The organism is Rhodococcus sp. T2V, assembly GCF_029269925.1.
Lineage (GTDB): Bacteria > Actinomycetota > Actinomycetes > Mycobacteriales > Mycobacteriaceae > Rhodococcus_F > Rhodococcus_F koreensis.
In genome coordinates, this window is record NZ_JARJBD010000039.1 from 53,291 (window position 1) to 66,014 (window position 12,724).

Consider the following 12,724-nt stretch of genomic DNA (forward strand, 5'->3'; position numbering starts at 1 on the left):
ACAACCAGCATGGAGGAAACAAGTGAGCCAGGAACGTAGAACCGCCATCGTCACCGGGTCGGCCAGGGGCATCGGCGCCGCCGTCGCGAAGCGGCTGGCGAGCGACGGGTACGCCGTCGCCGTGCTCGACCTCGACGAGGCCGCATGTGCCGGCACCGTCGACGCGATCAAGGCCGCGGGCGGCGAAGCCCTGGCGGTGGGCGCGAACGTCGCCGACGAGGCGTCCGTCGCCGCGGCAGTCGAGCGGGTGGCCAATGAACTGGGCGCCCCGACGATCCTGATCAACAACGCCGGAATCACCCGCGACAACCTGCTGTTCAAGATGACCGTCGACGACTGGGACGCCGTGATGAACGTGCACCTGCGTGGCGCGTTCCTGATGTCGCGGGCCGTGCAGAAGCACATGGTGGACGCCAAGTTCGGCCGCATCGTGAACCTGTCGAGCACGTCCGCGCTCGGCAACCGCGGTCAGGTCAACTACTCGGCCGCGAAGGCGGGCATGCAGGGCTTCACCAAGACCCTGGCGTTCGAACTCGGCAAGTTCGGTGTCACCGCCAACGCGATCGCGCCAGGGTTCATCGAGACCGAGATGACGGCCGCGACCGCCGAGCGGGTGGGTGTCGGCTTCGAGGACTTCAAGAAGGCGGCGGCGTCGCAGATCCCCGTCAACCGTGTCGGGCAGCCCGAGGACATCGCGCACACCGCGTCGTTCTTCGTCAGCGAGGGCGCCGGATTCGTGTCGGGTCAGGTCGTCTACGTCGCCGGTGGACCGAAGGACTGATCGATGAAGGCGTGGCGTGTACACGAACTGGGTCAGCCGAGGGACGTCCTGACGTTCGACGACATCCCCGACCTTGAGCCGAAGCCCGGAGAGTTGCTGGTCAAGGTGCTTTCCGCGGCCGCCAACTTCCCGGATGTGCTGTTGTGCCGCGGTGAGTACCAGATCAAACCGCCGCTTCCGTTCACTCCCGGTGTGGAGCTGTGCGGCGAGGTGGTCGAGCTGGGAGAGGGCGTCACCGGGTTCGCCGTCGGCGATCGGGTGATCGGCATGCCGAGCCTGCCGAACGGCGGATTCGCGGAGCTGGCCGTCATGTCGGCGGCCACCGCGTTCCCCGCCCCGGAGGCCCTCGACGACGCCGAAGCGTCGGCCCTGTCGATCGGGTACCAGACGGGATGGTTTGCGCTGCACCGCAGAACGCAGATCCAGCCCGGCGAAACCCTGCTCGTGCAGGCCGCGGCAGGTGGAGTGGGCAGCGCGGCCGTGCAACTGGGCAAGGCGGCAGGCGCCAAGGTGATCGGCGTCGTCGGCGGGCCCGAGAAGGCGGCCTACACGCGGGAACTCGGTGCCGACCTCGTGATCGACCGGCACAGCGAGGACTTCGTCCAGGCTGTGAAGGACTTCACGGACGGCCGCGGTGCGGACGTCGTGTTCGATCCGGTGGGCGGCGACTGCTACACGAAGTCGACCAAGTGCATCGCGTTCGAGGGGCGCATCATCGTGATCGGGTTCGCGAGTGGCACCATCCCGTCACCCGGGTTGAACCACGCGCTGATCAAGAACTACTCGATCATCGGGCTGCACTGGGGCCTGTACAACGCGTACGACCCCGCCGCCATCCGGGAGTGTCACGCCGAGCTGACGAGAATGACGGCGGCCGGCGAGATCACACCGATGATCAGCGAGCGACTCGGGCTCACCGACGTCGCGGACGGCATCGGACGCCTCGGCGAGGGGACGACGGTCGGTCGGCTGGCGTTCCTGCCCGGACGCTAGCGGGCGCGCTTCGCGTACAGCTCTTCGAGGTTGTGCCGCAGGGTGGCCTCGGTGTTCTTCACGGCCGTTTCGACGAACGGTTCGACGATGAGACCGAGGGCCTTGCCGGCGAGGCCGCCGGGGAGTTTGTATGCGAAGTCCACGCTGATCTCGGTCTTGTCCTCACCGTGCGCGGTGAACTCCCAGGTGGAGGAGTTGGCGGCGCCGTCGAGCGACGCCAGGGTGATAACCCGGTCCTGCACCCACTCGGTGACCTCGAGGCGGGAGCGCAGGGTGCTCGGGCCGATGTGTATCGCGGCGTCGAATATCGACTCCAGCCCCTGGTCGAATTCGCCGATCGGACGGAATTCCGAGACTCCGAACATCCAGTCGGGGACCGTCCGGTAGTCGTCGATGTACGCGAAGGCCACGTGGAGGGGCACGGCTGCGATCGCGGAGTGACGGACGTGGATCATCGGGTGGTCCCTGGCTCTCTGTCGGAGAAGGCTGTCGATCTGGGCGACCTCGTTCGACTCTAGTCAACTCCCGCGACCACGGCAGGGGAGCGGCGGGTTCCTGTTCTACCGTAGGACCCATGACGGTAGAGGGCACCCAGCGCGGCAGTTCGTGGCGTGAGTACACCGACCAGGGGTTGTCGAAGGTTCTGGCCGCTGCGCTGGCGGCGTTCGTCGAGAAGGGCTACGACGGCGCGTCGATCCGTGAGATCGCATCGCGGGCCGGCCTCTCGGTCCCCGGTCTCTATCACCACTACCCCTCCAAGCAGGCGTTGCTGGTGGGGCTGACGAATGTCGTGATGCGGGATCTCCTCGATCGCAGTCGCGCGGCGGTGTCCGAGGCGGGCCCGACGCCGGGGGAGCGGTTCGACGCGGTCATCGAGTCGTTGCTGCGGTTCCACATGTTCCGGCGGGAACAGGCCTTCGTCGCGTCCCGTGAGACGCGGAGCATGGAACCGGAGAGCAGGCGGGCGTACATCGCGCTGCGCGACGAGCAGCAGGAGATGCTCGACGACATCGTCCGGGACGGGGTGGCGGCCGGGCATTTCCGGACACCGTTCCCGCAGGACGCGAGCCGCGCCGTGGTCACCATGTGCGTCGCGGTGTCGACCTGGTACCGCGAGGACGGGCCGTTGTCGCCCGACGAACTGGTCGAGCGGTACCTGGCGATCGCGAGGAGTGCCGTCGGCGCATCCGACTGAGGCTTGACCCCGTTCCGAACCTGTGGGATTCTCGGGAACGACTTCGACCGAGCGAGTGATCGGTCGGTGCCGGAGTCGCCGTACTGACTGGAGGTAGTTGTGGCGATCGATCTGTCCTATGCACCCGAGGTGACCGCACTCGTCGAGAAGACCGAGGCGTTCATCCGCGAAGTCGTGCTGCCTATCGAGGACGAGCACGGCGGCGACATCACCGCCGCCGGTGGCGACACCCTGCGCGTGCAGATGCAGAAGGCGGCCAAGGACGCCGGAGTCTTCGCCCCGCACGCACCCGTCGAGTACGGCGGACACGGCCTGAACATGACCGACCGCGCGCCCGTCTTCGAGGCCGCAGGCTACTCGCTGTTCGGACCGACGGCACTGAACATCGGCGCACCCGACGAGGGCAACGTCCACATGCTCGCGCACATCGCGAGCCCCGAGCAGAAGGAGCGGTTCCTCGCCCCGCTCGCGCACGGCGACGTGCGGTCGGCGTTCGCCATGACCGAGCCGTCGCCCGGAGCCGGCTCCGACCCGTCCGCGCTGACCACGCGCGCCGAGAAGGTGCCGGGCGGGTGGAAGATCAACGGCCACAAGTACTTCATCACCGGAGCCGACGGCGCCGGATTCTTCATCATCTTCGCCCGCACGTCCGGCGTGCCCGGCGACCGCGGCGGCGCCACGATGTTCCTCACACCGGCCGACGCCGAGGGACTGACGGTGGGGCGTCACATCGACACCCTCGACCGAGCGATGATCGGTGGGCACTGCGAGGTGTTCTTCGAGGATCTGTTCGTCCCCGACAGCGGGGTCCTCGGCGAGGTGGACCAGGGATTCGCCTACGCCCAGGTCCGGCTCGGGCCCGCCCGGATGACGCACGTCATGCGCTGGCTGGGCGCCGCGCGCCGCGGTCACGACGTCGCCGTGGCGCATGTCGCGCAGCGCGACGGCTTCGGCGGCAAGCTGGGCGATCTCGGCATGGTCCAGAAGATGATCGCGGACAACGAGATCGACATCGCCGCCACCCGGGCGCTGCTGACGCGGGCCTGCTGGGAACTCGATCAGGGCGGCCACGCGAGCAACTCGACCTCGATCGCGAAGACCTACGCCGCGGAGGCGATCTTCCGGATCGTCGACAACTCCGTGCAGATGTGCGGCGGCCTCGGCGTGTCCGGCGACCTGCCACTCGCACGGCTGTCCCGTGAGGTGCGGCCGTTCCGCGTGTACGACGGCCCGTCCGAGGTGCACCGCTGGGCCATCGCCAAGCGCGTGGTGGGTGCCGCGAAGAAGGCCGCGCGGGAGGCAGGCGCATGAGTGAACATCGCGGCCTCGATCTCGTTGCTCTGCAGAAGTTCCTGTCCGACTTGAATGTCCCTCTGAATGGCGACTTGCGGGCCGACCTGATCTCGGGCGGCAAGTCCAACCTCACGTACGCCATTCTCGACGACTCCTCGCGGTGGGTGCTGCGAAGGCCGCCCACCGCGGGGCTCACACCCTCCGCGCACGACGTGGCCCGCGAGTTCCGCATCACCTCGGCGCTGCAGGGCACCGACGTGCCGGTCGCCGCGACCGTCGCGCTGTGTGAGGACGACAGCGTCATGGGCGCGCCGTTCACCGTGGTGGAACACGTGACGGGCCAGGTGATCCGGACCAAGTCGGACCTCGATGCCCTGTCCGACGCGGACATCGATTCGTGCACCGACGAACTTGTCCGCGTGCTCGGCGCGTTGCACAACGTCGACTACGACGCCGTCGGCCTGAGTCAGCTCGGCCGCCCGGACGGCTACGTGGCCCGGCAGGTGAAGCTGTGGGCGAGTCAGTGGGGGCGGGTGAAGACGACTGATTCCGCCGACGTCGACCGCCTGCATGCCGCGCTGGCCGAGTCGATTCCGCAGCAGTCGGAGTCGTCGATCGTGCACGGCGACTACCGCATCGACAACACGATCCTGGCGCCCGGTGACGTGAGCACCGTGGCGGCGGTCGTGGACTGGGAACTCTCGACCCTCGGTGACCCGCTCACCGACGTCGCTCTGATGTGCGTCTACCGGCATCCGGCTCTCGACCTGGTGCTCGGCGAACCGGCGGCGTGGACGAGCCCGCGACTGCCGTCGGCCGACGATCTCGCGCAGCGCTACACCGTGGCGTCGGGGCGTGAACTGGTGCACTGGAACTTCTACCTGGCGCTCGCGAACTTCAAGCTCGCCGTCATCGCCGAGGGCATCAACCACCGCTACCGGGCCGGCGCCACCGTCGGTGACGGTTTCGACAAGGCAGGCGACGCGGTGCCCGAATTCATCGCGGCGGGCCTGCGCGCCCTGAAAGGACAGACGGTATGAGCCGCAGCGCACTGATCACCGGTGCCTCGCGTGGCATCGGACTCGGCATCGCCACCCGCCTCGCGGAGCAGGGGTACGGGCTCACGATCACGGCTCGCGATCGTGAGCGGCTCGAAGCGGTGGCCGCCGACCTGCGGACCGCAGGCGCGAAGGACGTCGTCGTGGTCGCCGGGGATCTCGCCGACGAGGAATCGGCGGGACGGGTCGTCGAGGCGCACGCCGACGCCTTCGGTTCGCTGAACGCGCTGGTACTCAATGCGGGGGTGGGTACCGCCGGCGCCATCGGCGAATTCCCGATGCGCCGATTCGACAAGAGCCTGGGCGTCAACCTGCGGGCGCCGTTCAGCCTGTTGCAGCAGTCGCTGCCGCTGCTCCGGACCGGTGCGACGGAGAACCCGGGCCGCGGATCCAAGGTCGTCGCCCTGGCATCGATCACCGGCGTGTACGCAGAGGCGGGGCTTGCCGTCTACGGGGCCACCAAGGCCGCGCTGATCTCGCTCACCGAGGCACTGAACGTGGAGGAGTCGGGCAACGGGATCTCCGCGACCGCCCTCGCCCCGGCGTACGTCGACACCGACATGGCCGCGTGGACGCACGACACGATTCCGCCCGAGACGATGATCGAGGTGAACGACATCGTCGAACTCGTCGACGCCCTGCTGCGGCTGTCCTCGCGCGCGGTGGTCCCGAAGATCGTCGTCGGACGGGCCGGAACGGACGGCTACCGCGCCTAGTCCTCGTCCTCCTGTGCCTCGCCGCGCTTGCGGAAGAACTTGAACCCGGGGACGCCCTGGATCGCTTGACGCACCCCCTGGACCTCCTCGAGGAGTTGGTGGATCTCCGGCGACACGGTGTCGAGGGTCGCCAGGATCGGCAGTAGCCCCTCCATGCGCATCGCCAGTTCGGGCAGGTGGTTCACCAACCCGATCGCGGCGTGAATCTCCTCCTCGGTGAGGTCGTCGACGAACCGCTGCGCGAGCGGGGCGGCCTTCGTCGCGAGCGGCTCGTACAGGCCGATCAGCGTCTGCGCCGACGCGGACGTGTTCCCCGCCGTGGCGACGACGGTGGCCGCCGCTTCCGCAACCGCGTTCGCCCGCGCCACCGCGATCTCGGCGCCGTCGCTGATCGCCTCGATGCGGGCGATCAGCGCCTCGACCTGGTCCAGGAGGACACCGATCCGGCCGGGAAGGGAGACGACGAGTTCAGCGGTGTCCACCGACCACCGGGCGACACCGGTGACGGTACGCACCAGGTCGCGGGTGCCGAGTTGTACGAGAGCCATCGGCCCATCCTGCCTGATGCATTCCACACCTCACGTTTCGGTCGTGGCAGACGTCTACCTTCCAGAGGCCCGTACACCTGGAAGGATTGGCACCGTGAATGCCGACCGAGCAGCGCACACTGTCATCGATTCGCCGATCGGCCCCCTGACGCTGGTGAGCGTCGACGGGGTGCTGAGCGGCATCTACATGGTCGAACACCGGCATCAGCCGAATCCCGCGACGTTCGGCGACCGCGACACCGCAGGGTTCGACGAGGCAACCACCCAGCTCGCCGAATACTTCGACGGCCGGCGGACCGACTTCACCGTCCCGCTCGCTGCGCGGGGCACCCCGTTCCAGAAACGAGTGTGGGACGCTCTGCGCACCATCCCGTACGGCGACACCTGGACGTACGGTCAGCTGGCCGATTCCCTCGGCACCCCGACCGCGGTTCGCGCGGTGGCGGCGGCGAACGGCAGGAATCCGATCAGCATCATCATTCCGTGTCACCGGGTGATCGGGAGCAACGGCAGTCTGACGGGGTATGCGGGCGGTCTCGACCGCAAACGGTTCCTGCTCGAACGCGAAGCGGAACGGGCGGGGCTCCGGCTGAGCCGATGACCCTGAAGCCGTTCGAAGACGTCGTGGCCGAGCACGGCCGGACGGTCCTACGGGTCTGCCGGGCCGTGGTCGGTCCGGTGGACGCCGAGGACGCCTGGTCGGAGACATTCATCGCCGCGATGCGCGCGTACCCCGACCTGGGTCCGGAGAGCAACGTCGAGGCATGGCTGGTGACGATCGCGCACCGGAAGGCGCTCGACCACATCCGTGCGCGCGACCGCCGGCCCGTCCCCACCGACGAACTGCCGGAGCAGACCACCGACCGCGGACTTCCCGGCGGCCACGACCCGGAGTTGTGGAAGGCGGTCGGTGCCCTGCCGATGAAGCAGCGGGCGGCGGTGGCGTACCACTACCTGGCCGGGCTGCCGTACACCGAGATCGCCGTGATCCTGGGCAACTCCCCGGCCGCGTCGCGGCGGGCGGCCGCGGACGGCGTTGCGGCGCTACGCAAGACCCTCTCGATCTCTGTGAGCGGAGACATCACATGAACATGCCCGACATCGTCTACTCCCTGTACCCGCTGGATTCCCCGGTGGAGCAGAAACTGCGTGAGCGTCTCGCCGTCGCCGCCGCCGACGCCGGACTCCTCGACGTCGCGTACCGGACACTCGACACCCCGGTCGGTTCGCTGCTGCTCGCCGCCACCGATCGCGGGCTGGTGCGGGTCGCGTTCCCCAGCCAGGATCACGACGCCGTGCTGCAGACCCTCGCCGAGCAGATCAGTCCCCGGATCCTGCGCGCACCGGCCCGGCTCGACCGGGTCGCCCACGAGATCGACGAATACTTCCTCGGCAGGCGCACGAGCTTCGACGTCCCGCTGGACTTCCGGCTGTCCAAGGGATTCCGGCTCGAGGTGCTGCGCCATCTCCCCGACATCGACTACGGGCACACCGCCAGTTACGCGGCGGTCGCGGTCGCCGCGGGCAGTCCGAAAGCGGTGCGTGCGGTCGGCACCGCGTGCGCGCTGAATCCGTTGCCCGTCGTGGTGCCCTGCCACCGGGTGGTCCGCAGCGACGGCAGCATGGGCCAGTACGCCGGTGGGCCGGAGGCCAAGTCGATTCTGCTGACCTTGGAGGCGGCGGCATGACCACCGTGAGGCAGCGTGTGAATGCTCTGGATTGGCCGACGCTGCGCGCCGAGACCGACGCCGCGGGGTGCGCGCAATCGGAGCAGATCCTGACCGCCGAGGAATGCGGGCAGATCGCGGACATGTACGAGGAGGTCGAACGTTTCCGGTCCACCGTGGACATGGCCCGGCACCGCTTCGGCTCGGGACAGTACCGGTACTTCGACTATCCGCTACCGGAGGTCGTGGCCGAACTCCGCGCCGCCTTCTACCCGAAACTGCTTCCCGTGGCACGGGACTGGGCGGTCAAGCTGAGGCAGCCGTCGCCGTGGCCGGACACCCTGGACGAATGGCTGGACATGTGCCACGACGCCGGTCAGAAACGGGCGACGCCGATCCTGCTCAGCTACCGGGCGAACGACTGGAACGCGCTGCACCGCGACCTCTACGGCGACCTGGTGTTCCCGTTGCAGGTGGTGATCGGACTCGACCGACCAGGGGTGGATCACGAGGGCGGCGAGTTCATGCTCGTCGAGCAGCGGCCCCGCGCCCAGTCGCGAGGCACGGTGACGACGCTGCGGCAGGGGCACGCGCTGATCTTCACCACCCGGGACCGTCCGGTGCGCTCGACCCGCGGTTGGTCGACGGGACCGGTACGGCACGGCGTCAGTACCATCAGACGCGGTACCCGCCGGACCCTCGGCCTGGTCCTGCACGACGCGGAGTGACCGTGATGTCCGCCTTGATACCCCGACCCCGGACCGTGGTGGCGCCCGGCGCCGTCCACGTCCCCGACTGGCTCACAGCAGCGGAGCAACGCCACCTGGTGGCCGAATGCCGGGGATGGGCCACCGGGCCGGTCCCGATGCGGGCCGCGCAACTGCCGACGGGACACCGCATGTCGGTGCAGACGGTGTGCCTCGGCTGGCACTGGAAGCCGTACTCCTACTCGCGCACCGCCGACGACGCGGGCGGTGGGCGCGTCGCGCCGCTTCCCGACTGGCTGGTCGAACTCGGCCGGCGGGCGGTCGGCGACGCCTACGGGGAGTCCGCCGCCGGGTACACGCCCGATGCCGCGCTGATCAACTTCTACGACGCCGCGAAGATGGGCATGCACCAGGACAAGGAGGAACGATCCGATGCGCCCGTGGTGTCGTTGAGCATCGGCGACACGTGCACCTTCCGGTTCGGGAACACCGACACCCGCACCAAGCCGTACACCGACGTCGAACTGCTGTCCGGCGACCTGTTCGTGTTCGGCGGCGAGTCGCGCTTCGCATATCACGGAGTGCCGAAAGTGCTTCCCGGCACGAGTGATCCGGACTGCGGGTTGACCACGGGGCGACTGAACATCACGCTGCGGGTGACGGGGCTCGTGGACACATGAGAGTGCGACTGCCGTATCGGGGTCCGTTCACCCACGCGCCGCTGTGGGGTGCGCTCCGCGCGCACACCGTGTCCGGGCTCGAGCGGCACGACCCCGACGGAACCCACACCCGGGTGGTGGACGGACCGCACGGGCCCGCGCTGGTGTCCGTTCTCGTGCGACCCGCCGACGGGTACGTCGAGGCGCACCTGACGCCTGCGCACCGCGACGACGTCGAGGCACTGACCGCCACGGTCCGGCGCTGGCTCGACCTCGACGTGGATCCGCTGCCGATCGACGCCGCGCTGAGCCGCCACCGGCAGCTGGCTCCGCTGGTGGCGCAGCGGCCGGGACTGCGGCGCCTGGGGAGCGTGGACGGGTTCGAGACGGCGGTCCTGACCGTTCTCGGACAACAGGTTTCGCTGGCCGCTGCCCGGACGTTCGGCAGCCGGCTCGTGGCCGCGTACGGCCTTCCGGTCCACGACGGGTTCTTCGCGTTCCCCGAACCGCAGACGCTGGCGGCGCTCGCACCCGAACAGTTCCGCGCGACCCTCGGTCTCACCGGGGCCCGGGCCCGGACGGTGCTCTCACTCGCCGAGGCCGCGTCGAACGGACTGCGCCTCGGCGCGGACACCGACCCGGCCGAGTTCCGGGCCGGTCTGCTCGCGCTGCCCGGCATCGGTCCGTGGACGGCGGACTATCTGACGGTGCGGGTACTGGGCGACCCGGACGCGTTCACACCCGACGACCTCGTCCTCAAACGGGCGCTGGGGGTCAGGACCGGCAGGCAGGCAGCGGAAGTCGCCGAGGCGTGGCGGCCCTGGCGGGCCTACGCCCTGTTCCACCTGTGGACGGCTGAGGCGTATTAGTCCTTGGCCTTTTAGTCCTTGGCCTTCGCCAGCGCCGACGGCCACCAGATCTTCTTGCCGATGTCGTGGGAGAGCGCCGGGACGAGGATGCTGCGTACGACGATCGTGTCGAGCAGCACGCCGAACGCGACCGCGAAGCCGACCTCGGCGAGGAACACCAGCGGCAGCACACCCAGCACCGCGAACGTCGCGGCGAGCACCACACCGGCCGACGTGATGACCCCACCAGTCACCGCCAGGCCGCGCAGCACACCGGATTTGGTGCCGTGTTCCTCGGTTTCCTCGCGGACCCGCGTCATCAGGAAGATGTTGTAGTCGATGCCGAGGGCCACCAGGAACACGAACGCGAACAGCGGGAACGCGGGATCCGCGTTCGCGAAATGGAAGACGTGGGTGAAGAACAGGCCGCACACCCCGAGCGTGGCCGCGAACGACAGGACCACGGTGGCGATGAGGATGATCGGCGTGAGCAGCGCGCGGAGCAGGAGGGCCAGCACGACGAAAATCACGACGAGAACGATGGGGATGATCAGGTTCCGGTCGTGCACCGACGCCGTCTGCACGTCGAGAGTGGTTGCCGTGCTGCCACCGACGAGCGCGTCGGCGCCGGGCACGGCGTGCGCCGCGTCCCGCAGTCGTTTCACCGTCTCGAGAGCTTCCGGCGAATCGTACGAGTCGGCGAGCGTCACGTTGACGACCATTCGCCCGTCGATCGGTGCGGCGGTGAGGAAGTCGGGTGCGCACCCCTGCCCGGCCGCCGAAGCCACCGCCGCCGGGTTCGACTTGACGAGGGCGGACAGCTTCTCGACATCGACCTGCGGGCACACCGCGCCGGGATCCGTCGACACACCCTCCACGCCGCTCACGGCTGCGATGACCGCGTCCGTCTGATCGGCGTTGGTGACGATGACGGCGGGTGCGCCGGCGCCCGGATCGAATGTGGAGTCGTACAATTCCTGGCCGACGACGGCGTCCGGCCGGTTGGTGAAATTCTCCGAAGAGGACAGCCCGTCCGTCTTCAGACTGCCGATGCCCACCAGGAACAGCACGGCCAGCAGCACCGTCGTCCCGATCCAGAGGGTGCGGTCCTTGCTTCCGACCTGGGCGGCGATCTTGCCCCACAGACCGTGCGTGGTGAGGTCGGCGGCCTCGTCCACCTTCGGTTTCCGCGGCCAGAACACCCACCGTCCCGCCGCGGACAGCGCCACCGGCAGGAACGTCATCATCACGAGGTACGTGCACGCGATGCCGATCGCGGCGACCGGACCGAGGCTCTTGTTGGAGTTCAGTTCGGAAAACGTCAGGCACAGCAGACCGAGGATGACGGTGACCGCCGACGCCGTGATGGCAGGGGCGGATTCCTTCCAGGCCTTGATCATGGCGTCGAACCGGCTGGAATAGAAGTGCAGTTCTTCCCGATAGCGGGAGATCAGGAGCAGCGCATAGTCGGTGCCCGCCCCGATGACGAGGACGAACAGGATGCCCTGACTCTGCCCGGTGAGCGTGAGCACCTCGGCCTTGGCGAGGAAGTAGATGACCATTGACGCGAGACCGAGCGCGAGCAGCGCCGAGAAGAGCGGGAAGAACCACAGCACCGGGGAGCGGTACACCACCAGCAGGATGAGGACCACCACGAGCAGGGCCGCGCCCAGCAGGGCGCCGTCGAGACCGGCGAACGCGTCGATGAACGCCACCAGCAGACCGCCGGGACCGGCGGGGAGCACCTCGAGCCCGGTGGCCGCGTCCTTCGCGGCGGTGAGGACGTTCTCCTCGGTGGCGGCGAGCACGTCACCGGTGACCGCCGTGCCGTCCTCCTTCGCGACGAGGGGAACGAAGATCGACGCCGTGGTGCCGTCCTCCGAGAACTGCGGCTGCGACATGCCTTCGGCGTCGACGCCGTCGACGGCCGCGATGGCGTCGTGCGCCTGAGCGACGGCGGCCTTGTCCTGGTCGGTGAGCGGTGCGTCGCTGTGGAACAGCACGAAACCGGGGATGGTCTCGACGGTGAGGAACTTGGACGATTCGTTGGTGACGATCGTCGATTCGGCGGAACTCGACAGGTAGGCGGCGTTGTCGTTCTTCTGGACCTCGGTGAGCTTCCCCTGGAAGGATCCCCCGAATCCGCCCGCGAAGAACGCGACGATCGCGATGGCCACGATGGTGAACGCGGGCCAGCGAAATCTGCGCGACTTCTCGCCGCTCGTGCTCGAGTCCGTCGAATCCAACTTCGTCATGGGT

The 12,724-nt window shown here is 68.7% G+C and carries 15 protein-coding genes; 12 read left to right on the forward strand and 3 right to left on the reverse strand.

Annotated features, from left to right (window positions below; all coding sequences use genetic code 11):
- The first annotated feature begins 22 nt into the window (after nucleotides 1–22).
- The gene (fabG, locus tag P3H15_RS28645) at nucleotides 23–781 is read left to right on the forward strand and encodes a 3-oxoacyl-ACP reductase FabG (protein WP_206013288.1); all 759 of its coding nucleotides are present in this window, start codon (nucleotides 23–25) and stop codon (nucleotides 779–781) included.
- 3 nt (nucleotides 782–784) lie between these two features.
- Entirely contained in the window at nucleotides 785–1,774 is a 990-nt protein-coding gene (locus P3H15_RS28650; RefSeq protein ID WP_276140336.1) for an NADPH:quinone oxidoreductase family protein, read from the forward strand.
- On the opposite strand, the gene P3H15_RS28655 is transcribed toward P3H15_RS28650, so the two are convergent.
- Nucleotides 1,771–2,229, reverse strand: a complete 459-nt coding sequence (locus P3H15_RS28655; RefSeq protein WP_276140337.1) for an SRPBCC family protein — start codon at nucleotides 2,227–2,229, stop codon at nucleotides 1,771–1,773. The genes P3H15_RS28650 and P3H15_RS28655 overlap by 4 nt on opposite strands.
- A 119-nt stretch (nucleotides 2,230–2,348) precedes the next feature.
- On the opposite strand from P3H15_RS28655, the gene P3H15_RS28660 reads away from it, so the two are divergent.
- The 4 genes from P3H15_RS28660 to P3H15_RS28675 all read left to right on the forward strand — a co-directional run bounded on the left by P3H15_RS28660 (nucleotide 2,349) and on the right by P3H15_RS28675 (nucleotide 6,036).
- Nucleotides 2,349–2,969, forward strand: coding sequence for a TetR/AcrR family transcriptional regulator (locus P3H15_RS28660; RefSeq protein WP_276140338.1), 621 nt, complete (start codon nucleotides 2,349–2,351; stop codon nucleotides 2,967–2,969).
- A 99-nt stretch (nucleotides 2,970–3,068) separates the two neighbouring features.
- Nucleotides 3,069–4,280 carry an acyl-CoA dehydrogenase family protein gene (locus P3H15_RS28665; RefSeq protein WP_072947728.1) on the forward strand — a complete coding sequence of 404 codons (1,212 nt, stop codon included), beginning with the start codon at nucleotides 3,069–3,071 and terminating at the stop codon, nucleotides 4,278–4,280.
- A complete protein-coding gene (locus P3H15_RS28670; protein ID WP_276140339.1) occupies nucleotides 4,277–5,302 on the forward strand; it encodes a phosphotransferase family protein in 1,026 nt (341 codons plus the stop codon). The genes P3H15_RS28665 and P3H15_RS28670 overlap by 4 nt, the downstream gene beginning before the upstream one ends.
- The gene (locus P3H15_RS28675) at nucleotides 5,299–6,036 is read left to right on the forward strand and encodes an SDR family oxidoreductase (protein WP_276140340.1); all 738 of its coding nucleotides are present in this window, start codon (nucleotides 5,299–5,301) and stop codon (nucleotides 6,034–6,036) included. Before P3H15_RS28670 ends, P3H15_RS28675 begins: the two co-directional genes overlap by 4 nt.
- Here P3H15_RS28675 and P3H15_RS28680 read toward each other — a convergent pair.
- The gene (locus P3H15_RS28680) at nucleotides 6,033–6,584 is read right to left on the reverse strand and encodes a ribulose 1,5-bisphosphate carboxylase large subunit (RefSeq protein ID WP_276140341.1); all 552 of its coding nucleotides are present in this window, start codon (nucleotides 6,582–6,584) and stop codon (nucleotides 6,033–6,035) included. The two genes, P3H15_RS28675 and P3H15_RS28680, sit on opposite strands and share 4 nt — an antisense overlap.
- A gap of 94 nt (nucleotides 6,585–6,678) precedes the next feature.
- On the opposite strand from P3H15_RS28680, the gene P3H15_RS28685 reads away from it, so the two are divergent.
- From P3H15_RS28685 to P3H15_RS28710, 6 genes are read left to right on the forward strand one after another with little or no spacing between them, the layout of a single operon-like run.
- Entirely contained in the window at nucleotides 6,679–7,185 is a 507-nt protein-coding gene (locus tag P3H15_RS28685; protein WP_072947739.1) for a methylated-DNA--[protein]-cysteine S-methyltransferase, read from the forward strand.
- Nucleotides 7,182–7,673: an RNA polymerase sigma factor gene (locus tag P3H15_RS28690; RefSeq protein WP_072947742.1), complete on the forward strand. Its 492-nt coding sequence runs from the start codon at nucleotides 7,182–7,184 to the stop codon at nucleotides 7,671–7,673. Before P3H15_RS28685 ends, P3H15_RS28690 begins: the two co-directional genes overlap by 4 nt.
- Nucleotides 7,670–8,272 carry a methylated-DNA--[protein]-cysteine S-methyltransferase gene (locus tag P3H15_RS28695; RefSeq protein ID WP_276140342.1) on the forward strand — a complete coding sequence of 201 codons (603 nt, stop codon included), beginning with the start codon at nucleotides 7,670–7,672 and terminating at the stop codon, nucleotides 8,270–8,272. Before P3H15_RS28690 ends, P3H15_RS28695 begins: the two co-directional genes overlap by 4 nt.
- Nucleotides 8,269–8,979 (forward strand): 2OG-Fe(II) oxygenase, encoded by a 711-nt coding sequence (locus P3H15_RS28700; protein WP_276140343.1) that lies wholly within the window; start codon nucleotides 8,269–8,271, stop codon nucleotides 8,977–8,979. The genes P3H15_RS28695 and P3H15_RS28700 overlap by 4 nt, the downstream gene beginning before the upstream one ends.
- 5 nt (nucleotides 8,980–8,984) lie before the next feature.
- A complete protein-coding gene (locus P3H15_RS28705; protein WP_276140344.1) occupies nucleotides 8,985–9,638 on the forward strand; it encodes an alpha-ketoglutarate-dependent dioxygenase AlkB in 654 nt (217 codons plus the stop codon).
- Complete coding sequence (locus P3H15_RS28710; RefSeq protein WP_276140345.1) at nucleotides 9,635–10,486, forward strand: DNA-3-methyladenine glycosylase; 852 nt, start codon at nucleotides 9,635–9,637, stop codon at nucleotides 10,484–10,486. Before P3H15_RS28705 ends, P3H15_RS28710 begins: the two co-directional genes overlap by 4 nt.
- A gap of 11 nt (nucleotides 10,487–10,497) precedes the next feature.
- On the opposite strand, the gene P3H15_RS28715 is transcribed toward P3H15_RS28710, so the two are convergent.
- Entirely contained in the window at nucleotides 10,498–12,720 is a 2,223-nt protein-coding gene (locus tag P3H15_RS28715; RefSeq protein WP_276140346.1) for an MMPL family transporter, read from the reverse strand.
- Between the last annotated feature and the right edge of the window lie 4 nt (nucleotides 12,721–12,724).

Coding starts and splice junctions, on each gene's coding strand:
- P3H15_RS28650 (WP_276140336.1), top strand. CDS start 785: ATGAAGGCGTGGCGTGTACACGAACTGGGTCAGCCGAGGGACGTCCTG.
- P3H15_RS28655 (WP_276140337.1), bottom strand. CDS start 2,229: ATGATCCACGTCCGTCACTCCGCGATCGCAGCCGTGCCCCTCCACGTG.
- P3H15_RS28660 (WP_276140338.1), top strand. CDS start 2,349: ATGACGGTAGAGGGCACCCAGCGCGGCAGTTCGTGGCGTGAGTACACC.
- P3H15_RS28670 (WP_276140339.1), top strand. CDS start 4,277: ATGAGTGAACATCGCGGCCTCGATCTCGTTGCTCTGCAGAAGTTCCTG.
- P3H15_RS28675 (WP_276140340.1), top strand. CDS start 5,299: ATGAGCCGCAGCGCACTGATCACCGGTGCCTCGCGTGGCATCGGACTC.
- P3H15_RS28680 (WP_276140341.1), bottom strand. CDS start 6,584: ATGGCTCTCGTACAACTCGGCACCCGCGACCTGGTGCGTACCGTCACC.
- P3H15_RS28690 (WP_072947742.1), top strand. CDS start 7,182: ATGACCCTGAAGCCGTTCGAAGACGTCGTGGCCGAGCACGGCCGGACG.
- P3H15_RS28695 (WP_276140342.1), top strand. CDS start 7,670: ATGAACATGCCCGACATCGTCTACTCCCTGTACCCGCTGGATTCCCCG.
- P3H15_RS28700 (WP_276140343.1), top strand. CDS start 8,269: ATGACCACCGTGAGGCAGCGTGTGAATGCTCTGGATTGGCCGACGCTG.
- P3H15_RS28705 (WP_276140344.1), top strand. CDS start 8,985: ATGTCCGCCTTGATACCCCGACCCCGGACCGTGGTGGCGCCCGGCGCC.
- P3H15_RS28710 (WP_276140345.1), top strand. CDS start 9,635: ATGAGAGTGCGACTGCCGTATCGGGGTCCGTTCACCCACGCGCCGCTG.
- P3H15_RS28715 (WP_276140346.1), bottom strand. CDS start 12,720: ATGACGAAGTTGGATTCGACGGACTCGAGCACGAGCGGCGAGAAGTCG.